The 12,667-nt window shown below is 72.2% G+C and carries 9 protein-coding genes; 4 read left to right on the forward strand and 5 right to left on the reverse strand.

The window, feature by feature from the left end:
* Positions 1 to 30: 30 nt before the first annotated feature.
* From J5X75_RS15170 to J5X75_RS15185, 4 genes are all read right to left on the reverse strand, one after another.
* Complete coding sequence (locus J5X75_RS15170) at positions 31 to 807, reverse strand: hypothetical protein (protein WP_208468040.1); 777 nt, start codon at positions 805 to 807, stop codon at positions 31 to 33.
* Between the two features lie 245 nt (positions 808 to 1,052).
* Positions 1,053 to 2,396 (reverse strand): SWIM zinc finger family protein, encoded by a 1,344-nt coding sequence (locus J5X75_RS44300; protein ID WP_238488107.1) that lies wholly within the window; start codon positions 2,394 to 2,396, stop codon positions 1,053 to 1,055.
* A gap of 129 nt (positions 2,397 to 2,525) precedes the next feature.
* The gene (locus tag J5X75_RS15180; RefSeq protein WP_208468041.1) at positions 2,526 to 5,498 is read right to left on the reverse strand and encodes a DEAD/DEAH box helicase; all 2,973 of its coding nucleotides are present in this window, start codon (positions 5,496 to 5,498) and stop codon (positions 2,526 to 2,528) included.
* A gap of 249 nt (positions 5,499 to 5,747) precedes the next feature.
* On the reverse strand, positions 5,748 to 6,194 hold the full coding sequence (locus tag J5X75_RS15185; protein ID WP_208468042.1) for a DUF5990 family protein: 447 nt from the start codon (positions 6,192 to 6,194) through the stop codon (positions 5,748 to 5,750).
* Positions 6,195 to 6,410: 216 nt separating this feature from the next.
* Here J5X75_RS15185 and J5X75_RS15190 point away from each other — a divergent pair, with 216 nt between their 5' ends.
* Genes J5X75_RS15190 through J5X75_RS15205 form a run of 4 tightly spaced genes read left to right on the forward strand, consistent with a single transcriptional unit; the run spans position 6,411 to position 12,194 of the window.
* Positions 6,411 to 7,373 carry an alpha/beta hydrolase gene (locus J5X75_RS15190; protein ID WP_208468043.1) on the forward strand — a complete coding sequence of 321 codons (963 nt, stop codon included), beginning with the start codon at positions 6,411 to 6,413 and terminating at the stop codon, positions 7,371 to 7,373.
* A gap of 22 nt (positions 7,374 to 7,395) precedes the next feature.
* Positions 7,396 to 8,634 carry an ATP-grasp domain-containing protein gene (locus J5X75_RS15195; protein ID WP_208468044.1) on the forward strand — a complete coding sequence of 413 codons (1,239 nt, stop codon included), beginning with the start codon at positions 7,396 to 7,398 and terminating at the stop codon, positions 8,632 to 8,634.
* Positions 8,635 to 8,665: 31 nt separating this feature from the next.
* The gene (locus J5X75_RS15200) at positions 8,666 to 10,876 is read left to right on the forward strand and encodes a glycoside hydrolase family 9 protein (RefSeq protein ID WP_208468045.1); all 2,211 of its coding nucleotides are present in this window, start codon (positions 8,666 to 8,668) and stop codon (positions 10,874 to 10,876) included.
* A gap of 58 nt (positions 10,877 to 10,934) precedes the next feature.
* Positions 10,935 to 12,194 carry a cytochrome P450 gene (locus J5X75_RS15205; protein ID WP_208468046.1) on the forward strand — a complete coding sequence of 420 codons (1,260 nt, stop codon included), beginning with the start codon at positions 10,935 to 10,937 and terminating at the stop codon, positions 12,192 to 12,194.
* On the opposite strand, the gene J5X75_RS15210 is transcribed toward J5X75_RS15205, so the two are convergent.
* The gene (locus tag J5X75_RS15210; RefSeq protein WP_238488109.1) at positions 12,182 to 12,514 is read right to left on the reverse strand and encodes an STAS domain-containing protein; all 333 of its coding nucleotides are present in this window, start codon (positions 12,512 to 12,514) and stop codon (positions 12,182 to 12,184) included. The two genes, J5X75_RS15205 and J5X75_RS15210, sit on opposite strands and share 13 nt — an antisense overlap.
* Positions 12,515 to 12,667: the final 153 nt, after the last annotated feature.

Genomic DNA, 12,667 nt, shown 5'->3' on the forward strand with positions numbered 1-12,667 from the left:
CCTCGAGAGGGGTGCGGCCCGTTCGCGTGATCACTTGTTCTTGTACTGGCCGTCGATGCTCAATGCGCCCAGCGGGCTCTTGTGCGTGTCGCGTACCTTGTACACCTTGTCTTGCTTGTCGTACTTATTCGACTTGTAGGCCTTGACGGACTTTACCGACTTGTCGACCTTGCCTTTTTTGTACCACGGGCCGTCACCGTAAACACCGCCCCCGTAAACATCACCGTCCACGACAGCACCGCCCACGACAGCACCGCCCCCGTAGGGACCGCGCACGACAGCACCACCCACGACGGCGTCAACGTCCGCGCCGTACCTGAACCCGTTCAGGCCGGCGCCGTACCCGAGGCCGCCCACGCCGTGGCCGTACCTGAACCCGACGCGGTTATAGAACGGATTGGCGTAGCCGCCCCCGATGCTGTACGTGTTCCCGTACAGGTAGTTCGGGCGGTACGGCCAGTTGCCTTGCCATCCGTTCCAGCGGTTCCAGCCCCAGTAGCCCCTGTCGATCTGGAGAACCCAGATCCGGCCCCAACGGACATCCCACGCCGGTACGCAGTCGAAGTCGGTCCACGCGCCGACCCCGGCAACCCAGCGGCCGGCATTGCGGCAGGCCCACAGGTTGTTGTAGACGCCGACGACATAGTCGTTGTTCCAGCCCACATCCCAGCCCCAGCCGCTCGCGACGGTCGCGGTACGGGGCGACTGGTCGGCGCCGGGCGCCGCCTGGGCGGGCGCAATTCCGAGCATCGCGCCGGCTGCCAGGGTCATACCCGCTAGTGCCAACATCCGCTTTGCGTTTTTCATTGTCACACCTTTTCAGGACAAATCGCCATGACGTGCGTAGCTCATCACGGGGCCCCGAGGCGAATCTGGCGTTTTCCGGAATGTCGGCCGTTTGGCCGACCCGAAGAGTGGCCGTAAAGGCAGGAACGGAACAGTTGTGTTTAGCTCAAAAATCGCAGCTGACCAGCGGAAATGCTCTTCTCACGGCAGTCCGCCCGCTTACCTGGCGGCCACTGCAAAACGTCGCGCCGATGACGCTAAAACGGTCATTCGGGAACAAAATCGGCATCATCTCCATCGGGCAGAGCCCGGTACGCGGGACGCAGCACCTCGACAATCGCGCGGCCATGATGGGCAAGCCCCGGAGCATCCAACTGATCGAGAAGAGCATCCGGCCGCAGACCCCCCTCCCGCCGTCCCGTCCCCGCCCCACTCACCCCAGGGGCACCCGACCCCGATCCGCTCGACCCGCGCCCACGCCCACGAGCCCCAGACTCGCCCGGCGTACGTCCACTCGCCTCAGAGCCACCCGGCCCACGCCCACGCGCCCCAAACTCAGCCGGCTCATGTTCACTAGCCTCACCCTCGCCCGGCGCATGTCCACTCGCCCCAAAAGCACCGGGCCCACGCCCATCGGCCTCGGACCCGCTCGGCCCACCCGGCCAACGCTCACCGGCCTCGAACTTGCCCGGCGCATGTCCACTCGCCCCAGAGGCACCGGGCCCACGCCCACTCGGCTCAGACTCACCAGGCCCGGTTTCGCCAGGCGCCGGCCGCCCCCAGAAGGCGACCGGATCGGCGGCCGCCGCCCAGACGTCCCCCGCGCCGCCATCCGCCTCCGAAGCATGTGCCCGGCCCCCGGCCGAGCCGGAGCCACGCGCCGCACCACCGCCCCGACCAGAGGTTTCCGCCGCTTCATCGGCCGATTCGAAAGCGCCCGCCGCACCGGCGGCCGAACCGGAAGCACCCGCCACGCCGCCGGCCGAGCCGAATGTTTCCGCCGGACCGCCGGCCGGACCGCCGGGCGGGGCGGGAGTGCCCACCCCGGCGAGACCGGCCGAACCTCCGCGCGCGCCCGGCCCGGTCGCGTCGACGACCGCCGCCTCGCGCAGGCGCCGCAAGCGCATCAAGAGCTCGTCGCGTGGCCGGCCCCGCCAGGTGAACACCTCGAACGGGTCGGCCTCGAAGGCACGGGCCAGGGCGTAGCAGGTGGCGGCCAGGTGGGCGCACGGCATCGGCCAGCGCTCGCACGTGCAGTCCATCGCCACCTCGTCCAGCGACAGCGGCAGCAGGCTCAGCCCGGCGCCGGCGAAGACGGCCTCGATCCCGGCGGGCATCCGCCCGTCGAGCAGGTCGGCCACGAACCGCGCCTCGGCGACCAGTGCCGTCTCCACCCGTGCCCATTCGGACGCGCCGAAGGCGGCGACCGCGATCCGGGCCCGGAAGGCGACCGGATCATCCGGCCCACGGACCAGGGCGACGACCAGGCTGCCGGAGACGGTGAGGCTGCGCACGTGCCCGGCCCGCTCGTCACGGCGCCCGCGAGCGAAGGTCGGCCCCATCCTCAGCGCCTCGAACATGCCGAGGAAGGCCAACGGGAACTCAGCCACCGAGCACCTCCACCCGCGAGGAGCCGCCACACCCAAGGTCAGCCACCGCACACCCCACCCACGACGAGCCGCCACACCCGAGATCAGCCACCGCACACCCCAACCCACGACGAGCCGCCACACCCGAGGTCAGTCAACGATCGCCTCCGGGGCCAGGGCGAACAGGTCGCGCAGGTCCTGGGTGGAGAGCGAACTCAGCCACCCCTCGCCGGCCCCCACCACGCGTTCGGCCAGGACTCCCTTGTCGGCCAGCACACGGTCGATCCGTTCCTCCAGGGTGCCGAGGCAGACCAGCGTGTGCACGTGGACGTCACGCCGCTGGCCGATCCGGAAGGCGCGGTCGGACGCCTGGGTCTCGGTCGCCGGGTTCCACCAGCGGTCCACATGCACCACGTGGTTGGCGGCGGTCAGGTTGAGCCCGGTGCCGCCCGCCTTCAGCGACAGCACGAACATTCCCGGCCGGTCGGCCCGCTGGAACTCGGCGACCATCGCGTCGCGGGCGCCGCGTGGCGTGCCGCCGTGCAGGTAGCGCACCGGCACTCCGAACCGGGCCGCCAGGTGTGGGGTGAGCATCGCCCCGAACCGGGCGAACTGGGTGAAGCACAGCAGGCTCTCGCCGGCGCCGAGCGCGTGGTCGACGATCTCCTCCAGCCGGTCGACCTTGCCGGAGCGGCCGGCCAGCGGCGAATTGTCCTTGAGCAGCAGCGCCGGGTGCACACACGCCTGCTTGAGTTTGGTCATGGCGGCCAGCACCAGGCCCTTGCGCCACTTCTCGCCCGGTTCGGCGAGCCGCTCCAGCAGGTCGTCGAGGACCGCGCGGTAGAGGCTGACCTGCTCGGTGGTCATGCCGCAGAGGTGCCGGACGTGCCGTTTGGCGGGCAGCTCGGCGGCGATGCCGTGGTCGGCCTTGGTCCGCCGGAGCAGGAACGGCCGGGTGGCCTGGCGCAGGCGGGCCGCGGCGTCCTCGTCGGCGTAGCGTTCGATGGGGACCGCGAACCGGGCCCGGAACGTGTGTGCCGACGCCAGCAGGCCCGGGTTGGCGAAGTCGAGGATCGACCAGAGCTCGGCCAGCCGGTTCTCCACCGGGGTGCCGGTCAGCGCGATCCGGTTGCGGGCCGGGAACCGGCGGACCGCCCTGGCCGTGGCTCCGCCGCTGTTCTTGATGTGCTGCGCCTCGTCGAGCACCACCCGGTCCCACGAGACGGCGGCCAGCGCGTCGGCGTCGCGGACGGCTGTCGCATAGGTGGTGAGCACGATGTCGGCCCCGGCGGCCAGGACGGCCGGCTCCTCCCGGTCGGCGCCGTGCAGCACCCGCACCCGCAGGCCGGGCGCGAACCGGGCCGCCTCGCGCTGCCAGTTGCCCAGCACCGACAGCGGGCAGATCAGCAGGGCCGGCCCCTCCCGGTGGTGCAGCAGCAGCGCCAGCAACTGCACGGTCTTGCCGAGGCCCATGTCGTCGGCCAGGCAGGCGCCCAACCCCAGCGAGTCGAGGAAGGCCAGCCAAGAGAAGCCGCGAACCTGGTACGGCCGGAGTGTCCCCACCAGACCATCCGGCGGATCGAGCACCTCGAGCCGCTGGTCGAGCCGGCCGGTGAGCAGGTCGGCCAGCCAGCCCTCGCCGCGCGCGTCGGTCACCGGCAGCGGCAGCTCCTCGGGCGGCAGCAGGCGCATCACCCGCAGCGCGTCGCCTGCGGTCATCCGCCCGCCGCCCCGTTTCAGGAACGCCAGCCCGGCGGCCAGCCGCTCCGGGTCCAGGAAGACCCACCGGCCGCGGAGCCGGACCAGCGGCACCTTCGCCTTCGCCAGGTCGGCCAGGTCGTCCTCGGTGAGGGTGCGGCCGCCGAGCGCCAGGCCCCAGCGGTAGTCGACCAGCTCCCGCAGCCCGACCGCACGGTCGCGCAGCACCTGCGAGACCGGGTCGCGGCCGCGCACCTCCAGGGACAGCCCGAGGGCCGGCCGGCGGCGCCACCAGGCGGGCAGGAGAATGCCGTAACCCGCCTCCTCCAGCACCGCGGCGTGGCTCAGGAAGCGGTGGGCGCCCTCGGTGTCGAGCAGCATCTCGCCCGGATGGACGCCGCGCAGCGCCTCGGCCAGGTCGGGGTAGAGCCGGGCGGCGCGGCCCAGGCCGGCGAGCAGCCGCTCCTGCGGGTGCCCGGTCCAGCGGCGCAGGGGAGCCGACCGGTCCCGCCAGACCTGGGCGGCCGGGACCAGCACGCTCGGCTCGTCGACCGCCTGGAGCAGGAACTCGAGACGCCAGGTGTCTTCCGGCAAGGGGACCTCGTCGGGCATCACCGGCTCGTGCTCGCGGGGATCGCTCAACCGGAAGCAGACCCGCACCTCGGCGCCGCGCGCGGCCTGCTCGAACCAGGCGCCGAGGCGACCGGCCAGCTCGTCGGCGAGCGCCGGGGTGGCGTCGAACTCCGGCTCCCCGGTCAGCGCGGCGAGCCACCCGTAGTCGGCGAGGGTGACCCCGGCCTCGGCCAGCCTGGTCCGCACGAGCCCGTCCACCAGCCGCTCCAGCGCCGCGGTGAAGGGGTCGCCGCCGGTCTCCGGGTGCTCGGCACGGCAGGCCGGTGGCATCCGGTCGAGCAGCGCGGAGCGGCGGACCGCGTCGGCGCCGGACAGCACCGGCTGCCAGCGGGCCGAGGGACGGGGGCCCTCGATCCGGACGACCGGCAGCACCCGCCCCCGCCGGACCAGGCTCGCCGCGAACCCGCACAGCTCGACCAGCCACTGCGCCGAGGGCGCGGCCCGGCCCTCGAACTCGGCCACCAGATCGACGTCGACGAACGGCACCACCGCCAGCGGCACCCGCCACCGCCGGGGCCGCGGCGTGCCCCGGCGCGGTGGCAGCCCGAGATGTGGCGAGGCCAGCGGCCCGGCTCCGGTGGAGGGCAGCACCACCGTGGCGGTGCCGCCGTCGCCGGCCGGCAGCCCCGCGGACGGCACCGCGAACGGGTGCTCCGGCGCCGCCCCGCGCCCGGCGGCGCCGTGGCCCGCGGCCGCGGCGTCCTCACCCCAGAGGGCCAGCGTCCCATCCGGCCGGAGCAGCCCGTGCAGGACCCGAACCCCGGCCGCGCCCGCGCGGACCACCTCGCTCATGCCGCCGACTCTAGGCCGCCCCTCTGACATTTCCGGGCCCCGGAGACGCCCCCGGCCCGCCCGGCGTAACCAGCGTCACTCCACGGTCCAGGCGATGTCCGGTGGGCGCACGCGGGCGCAGAGCAAGCCACCCTCACTCCACGGTCCAGGCGATGTCCGGTGGGCGCACGCGAGCCCAGAGCAAGCCACCCTCACTCCACGGTCCAGGCGATGTCCGGTGGGCGCACGCGAGCCCAGAGCAAGCCACCCTCACTCCACGGCCCAGACGATGTCCGGTGGGCGCACGCGAGCGCAGAGCGGGCCGCCGTCACGACCGGTCAGGCCCAGGCGCCCGACCAGGACCCGGTCCCCGGAGAGCGCGGCGCGCAGCAGGTCGCCGGGGATGTCGCCGAACATCAGCTTCGCCCGGCGGAACACGGCGAACGAACCGTCCCCGGTGGCGCCCCAGCTCAGGTAGAGGAAGCGGGCGCCCGGCCGGCCGTGCACCCACGGCCCGCCCACGTCGACGAGGCCCTCGTCCTTCTCGCGGACGTCCACGTCCAGCTCCCAGACGGCACGGTCGGCGTGCACCGGCACCCGGTCCACGACTTCCTGACGCCGCTGCACTCCGACCTCCACGCCGCCGAGCCGCAGCGCCTCGGCCTGCGGGGCGCCGGAGCGCCCGGGCAGTTCGTCGCCCTCGATCCGCATCCGCATGCCCCGACTCTAGGGCCGCCGCCGGCCCGGCCACCGATCTGAGCCCGGCGGGCGCGGCACCGGCGGGAGCGGGCAGCGACATCGCGGGGCGGGGCGGAACGGCCCTGATGGAAGGCCGACGGTGTAGCCCGTACCGGGAAGGGGTGTGATGGCGGGACCACCGATCACCGTGAGCAACGCCGAGCGGGTGACGTCACGCGGCGCTAGTGTGCCTTCATGGAGGGTGCCGGCGGGGCGTGGTGTGACGGCGCCCTGCTGCGATTCCGCTACCGCGACCCGCGGCGGCTACTGGCGGGGGTGCGGGTGCTCTCCTCGGCGTTCCGCGCCGATCTGGCCTATCGGCCCGAGCTGAAGACCTGGGAGCTGTGCCGGGAGCGGCCACCACTGTGGCGGCTGGAGTACCGGCTGGAGCTGATCCACGCGGACGGCACCCGCAGCGAGGAGGGGCCGCTGGAGCTGCGCTGTCCCGGCTACGCCGAGCCGGGGTGGCTGACCGCTCCCGGGCGGCCGGGGGTGTGGCGGCGGTTGCGGCTTCCGGTTCTGGGTGCGGCGCGGGTGTGGTCGCCGGAGCGGGCGGCCGGGCGGGTGCTGGTGGCGCACGACGGCGCCGACTACCACCGGCAGGGTGGGCTGGGCCGGTTCGCGGCGGCCTCGGCCGTGCCGTTTCACCTGGTGCTGCTGCCGGTGCGGCGGCGGGAGGAGTGGTTTTCCGCCGATCCCGGCTATGCCGCGCTGCTCGGTCGCCGGGTGCTGCCGCGGATCCGGGGCGCGCTGGCGGCCGGCCCGGTGATCGGCGCCGGGGTGAGTCTCGGCGCGCTGTCCATGCTGCACGCACAGCGCGCGCATCCGGACGGTTTCGCGGGCCTGTTCCTGCAGTCGGGCAGCTATTTCCAGCCGCGGCACGACCGGCAGGAGTCCGGTTTCCCGGGGTGGCGGCGGATCGTCCGGTTCACCGGCCGGATGCGTGCCGCGACGAGCGGCCCGGCCGTTCCCGTGACGCTGACCTGCGGCGCCGCCGAGGAGAATCTGGCGAACAACCAGGACATGGCGGATTTCTTGCGGAAACAGGGGTATCCCGTGGCCTTCGCGGAGAATCCGGACGCGCACACGTGGACCGGCTGGCGGGACGCTCTGCACCCACACCTGACCGACCTCCTGCGACGGGTGTGGCCGGACTGACTCGAGAAGAAGGGGAGACGACGTGGCCGACGTCGAGCACACCATCGGAATGCTGCTGGGCACCGAGGACGACTGGCCACGCGCCTACGAGTCGCTGATGCGCCGGCTCGGCCTGGTCACCGCGGCGGACGGGCGCACCCACCGGGCCCGGCCGGTCCGCGTCACGATCGAGCCGTTCAACCTGCGCGACAAACCACGGCACGACCTGGTCATCGACCGTCTGGCGTACTGGTACTACCACCCCCGGGAGTGGCTCAAGAAGATCGCGCTGATGGACGACGTCTACCTGTTGAACAGCCCGTTCACCTTCCAGTCGATGGAGAAGCACGCCGCCTACTGCGCCATGATGCGGCTCGGGCTGAAGGTGCCGGAGACGGTTCTGGTGCCGTACAAGAATCCGCTGGAGAACTCGCGGTGGGCCTACACGGCGGCCCGCTACAACCAGCCGTTCGACCTGGAGGCGACGGCGGCCGGAATCGGTTACCCGCTGTGGATGAAGCCGTACGACGGGGGCGCCTGGGTCGGGGTGTCCAAGATCCGGGATCAGGAGGAGTTGCACTCGGCGTACGACGCGTCCGGCGAGCGGCTCATGCACCTGCAGGCCTCGGTGGAGGGTTACGACGTCTTCGCCCGGAGCCTGAGCATCGGCCCGGAGACGATGGTGATGAGGTTCCACCCGGAGCAGCCGATGCACGCCCGCTACCAGGTGGACCACGACTTCCTGTCGGCGGGCGCCGGCGACGAGGTGGTGACGATCTCCCGGCTGATCAACGCGTTCTTCCGGTGGGAGTTCAACAGTTGCGAGTCGCTGGTGCGCGGCGGCGACGTGCACCCGATCGACTACGCCAACGCCTGCCCGGACGTGTCGCTGACCTCGCTGCACTACTACTTCCCGTGGGCGATGACGGCGCTGGTGCGGTGGACGGTCTACTGCGTGGTGACCGGCCGGCGGCCGCGGATCGACATGAACACGGCCGACTACTTCGCGATCGCGGACGATCCGGACCGGACATACCACGAAAAACTGGAAGCTTATCGGAAGCTTGCCGATGACTACTTCGAAACCGAGAAATATCGGGAGTTCTGCGGCAAGCATCTCAGCACCATCGACGACATCGTGTACGACTGGGTCGACTCGGAGGAATTCCGGTCGCTGCTGCGGGAGACCGTCCGCGCCATGTACCCGGTGCACGAGCACGAGAAGTTCCTGGCGCACTTCGGCGGGCTGATCGACGCCTGGCTCCGTGACCAGGGGCGTTGACGCGTAACACGGACGCAACCAATATGTGTCCATGCCTCTATGGGAGCGCTCCCTAAAAATTGCCACAGTCACCGCACTGATCATCGCCGGGGCCGCGGCGCCGGCCCACGCCGAAGAAGTCGAACAGGTCGTCAACGGCGGTTTCGACAACGGCGCCGACCCGTTCTGGGCCAACGGCGGCATGACCATCGAGCTGGTCGACGGCCGGGCCTGCGTGAACGTCCCGGGCGGCACCACCAACCGCTGGGACGCCGCGATCGGGCAGAACGACATCGATCTGGTCGCCGGGGAGACGTACCGGTTCAGCTTCGACGCGTCCGGCGACGCCGCCGGCCACGTGGTCCGGGCCATCACCGGCCTGTCGGTCAGCCCCTACGACACCTACTTCGAGCAGTCACCGGTTCTCGGCGGTCTCACCCACTACGAGTACACGTTCACCGCGAGCACCAGCACCGCGCAGGGCCAGGTCGCCTTCCAGGTCGGCGGCAGCCCGGACCCGTGGCGGTTCTGTGTGGACGACGTCTCGCTGGTCGGCGGCGTGCCGCCGGAGGTCTACGAGCCGGACACCGGGCCGCGCGTGCGGGTCAACCAGGTCGCCTACCTGCCGGACGGCCCGAAGGGCGCCACCCTGGTCACGTCGTCGACGACCGCCCTGCCCTGGGAGCTGCGCAGCGGCGCCGGCACGGTGGTCAAGCGGGGGACGACGACCCCGCGCGGCGTCGACGCCTCCTCCGGGCAGAACGTCCACACCATCGACTTCAGCGGCTATCGCCGCCAGGCCACCGGGCTCACCCTCACTGCCGACGGCGAGACCTCGCGACCCTTCGACATCACACCCGGGGAGTACGACCAGCTGCGCACCGACGCGCTCAAGTTCTACTACACCCAGCGCTCGGGCATCGAGATCCGTGACGACCTGCGACCGGGGTACGCCCGCCCGGCCGGTCACGTCGACGTCGCCCCGAACCGCGGTGACGGCGCGGTGCCCTGCCAGCCCGGCGTCTGCGACTACACGCTGGACGTGCGCGGCGGCTGGTACGACGCCGGCGACCACGGCAAGTACGTCGTCAACGGCGGCATCTCGGTCTGGGAGCTGCTCGCGGAGTACGAGCACAACAGGGGCTCCCGGAAGGTGAACCTGAGCATCCCGGAGAGCGCGAACCGCGTCCCGGACCTGCTCGACGAGGCCCGCTGGGAGCTGGAGTTCCTGCTCAGCATGCAGGTCCCGGCCGGAAAGCCGAACGCCGGCCTGGTCCACCACAAGATCCACGACCAGGCGTGGACCGGCCTGCCGCTGCTGCCGCACCTCGACCCGCAGCCCCGTGAGCTGCACCCGGTCTCCACCGCGGCGACCCTGAACGTGGCCGCCACCGCCGCCCAGGCGGCCCGCCTCTACAAGCCGTTCGACCCGGCCTTCGCGGCCCGTGCGCTCGCCGCCGCGCGCACCGCCTACGACGCCGCCAAGGCGAATCCCGCCCTGTACGCCCCGGTCTCCGACGGCACCGGCGGCGGCCCCTACAACGACGACAAGGTGACCGACGAGTTCTACTGGGCGGCCGCCGAGCTGTACCTGACCACCGGCGAGAAGAAGTACGCGTCCGACGTCCTGGCGTCGCCGGAGCACACCGCCGACGTGTTCGGCCCGGTGGCGTTCGACTGGGCGGTCACCGCGGCCGCCGCGAAGATGGATCTCGCCCTCATCCCGAACCGGCTGCCCGGCCTGTCCGCGGTGAAGGCCCAGGTCGTCAACGGCGCCGAGGAGTACCTGGCGGTCCAGCGGCAGCACCCGTACGGCGTCGGCTACGCGCCCACGAACAACGCCTGGGACTGGGGCTCCAGCAGCATCATCGCCAACAACCTGGTGGTGATCGCCGCGGCCCACCGGCTCACCGGCCGGGACCGGTACCGGGACGGGCTGCTGACCGGCCTGGACTACCTGTTCGGCCGCAACGCCCTGAACATCTCCTACGTCACCGGCTACGGCGAGGTCAACGCGAGGAACCAGCACAGCCGCTGGTACGCCGCGCAGCTCGACCCGTCGCTGCCGCACCCGCCGGCCGGCACCCTGTCCGGCGGTCCCAACTCGTCGATCCAGGATCCGGTCGCGCAGAACCTGCTCAAGGGCTGCACCGGCCAGTTCTGCTACATCGACGACATCCAGTCCTGGTCCACCAACGAGCTCACCATCAACTGGAACGCGGCGCTCGCCCACCTGATCGGTTACGTCGCCGAAGACTGCTGAGTGCTCCGCTCGCCCTCCTCCCCTAGGCTCGAACCGGAACCTTCGGGAGGAGGGCACCGTGCGCGCCCTGCGTTTCGCCACCACCCTGTACGCCAACCGGCTGGCCGTGGCCTACCACGGCTACCTGCGCGGCGACCCGATGTCCCGGCTGCACCTGGCGCCCGGCCGCCGCGACCCGTACGCGATCTACGACGGCCTCCGCGCCGAGGGCGACATGGCGCCCACCCGCCTCGGCAACTACGTGACACCGAGCCACCGGGTGTGCGACACGGTGCTGCGGGACCGCCGGTTCGGGGTCCGCGCCGCCGACAACGTCGGCCCGCCCCCACCCGGCACCCAGGTGGACATGTCCTTCCTGGACCGCGACCCGCCGGACCACACCCGGCTGCGCCGCCTGGCCCAGCCCTCGTTCAGCCCGCGGCAGATCGCCGGGTTCCGCCCGCAGGTCGAGCAGACCGTCGACAAGCTCCTCGAGGAGGCCTCCGCGGCGGAGACCTTCGACCTGGTCAGCGCATTCTCCGCGCCGCTGCCGATCGCGGTGATCACCGACCTGCTGGGCGTGCCGGACGCCGACGCGAGCCGCTTCGCCGAACACGGCGCCACCTTCGGCAGCGCCCTGGACGGCATCCGCTCGCTGCGGCACGCGGCCCGGCTCATCGAGGCCAGCCGCGAACTGGAGGACGTCTTCACCCGGCTCGTCGCCACCCGCCGCGGCCTGCCCGCCGGCACCGGGCCGGACGACGTGGTCGGCCGGCTGCTGGCCGCCGAGGGCGACCGGGTCGAGGCGGCCGAGATGATGCCGATGCTGCGCCTGCTGCTGGTGGCCGGCTTCGAGACCACGGTCAACCTGATCGGCAACGCGGTCGGCGCCCTGCTCGACCACCCGGACCAGTGGGCGGACCTCTGCGCCGACCCGGCCGGGCTCGCCGAGCGTGCCATCGAGGAGACGCTGCGCTGGGACCCGCCGGTGCAGCGGACCGCCCGGTGCGCGCTGGAGGACGTCGAGGTGGCCGGGACGGTGGTCCGGCGCGGCCAGTTCGTGGTCACCCTGCTCGGCGCGGCGGGCCGGGACCCGGCCGTGTTCGCCGACGCCGCCCGGTTCGACATCCACCGCGTCCCGGAGGCCGACCACCTGGCCTTCTCCAGCGGCATCCACTACTGCGTAGGCGCTCCGCTGGCCCGCCTGGAGGCGACCGTGGCGCTGCGCCGGCTGGCCGAGCGGATGCCCGGCCTGCACCGGGCCGGCCCGCTCCGGCGCCGCCGGTCCACCCTGATCCGCGGCCCGATCCACTTCCCGGTGGCGCATCAGATCCGGTAGGGCTGGGCGCCGGACTCGGCGGGCAGGCCGAACAGGCCGGTCAGACCGGTGATCCGCAGCTGCCGTTGGACGAACTCGTTCGGGTTGCGCAGCACGAAGCGGGAGCCCAGGTCGCGGGCCGCCTCGCAGCAGGCGACCAGCATGCCGATGCCCATCGAGTCCATGAAGGTGACGAACGTCAGGTCCACGATCATCAGCCGGGGCCGGTCCCGATGGAGGGTCTCGAGCAGCACGCCCCGCAGCCCGTCGACCGTGGCCGCGTCGAGGCTGCCGCGCAGGTCGGCCACGAGCGCGCCGTCGGCCTGTCGCCGCGTGGTCATGACGGCCTCGCCCATCGTGCCCTCCGAGCCTGGCGAACTGCCCGTTCGCCCCACCGTACAGCCCTCGCGGCTGCCCTCGCAGGCTGCCGCGCCAGACGGTGATCACGGCGCACAACGCGTACGCCAAAGGGGTTTTCCGTGCCATGAGCCGCG

Source organism: Actinoplanes flavus, assembly GCF_017592555.1.
GTDB lineage: Bacteria > Actinomycetota > Actinomycetes > Mycobacteriales > Micromonosporaceae > Actinoplanes > Actinoplanes flavus.

Excerpts from the sequence above, each read along its gene's own strand:
- J5X75_RS15210 (WP_238488109.1), bottom strand. The coding sequence starts at position 12,514 with ATGACCACGCGGCGACAGGCCGACGGCGCGCTCGTGGCCGACCTGCGC.
- J5X75_RS15180 (WP_208468041.1), bottom strand. The coding sequence starts at position 5,498 with ATGAGCGAGGTGGTCCGCGCGGGCGCGGCCGGGGTTCGGGTCCTGCAC.
- J5X75_RS15185 (WP_208468042.1), bottom strand. The coding sequence starts at position 6,194 with ATGCGGATGCGGATCGAGGGCGACGAACTGCCCGGGCGCTCCGGCGCC.
- J5X75_RS15200 (WP_208468045.1), top strand. The coding sequence starts at position 8,666 with ATGCCTCTATGGGAGCGCTCCCTAAAAATTGCCACAGTCACCGCACTG.
- J5X75_RS15190 (WP_208468043.1), top strand. The coding sequence starts at position 6,411 with ATGGAGGGTGCCGGCGGGGCGTGGTGTGACGGCGCCCTGCTGCGATTC.
- J5X75_RS15170 (WP_208468040.1), bottom strand. The coding sequence starts at position 807 with ATGAAAAACGCAAAGCGGATGTTGGCACTAGCGGGTATGACCCTGGCA.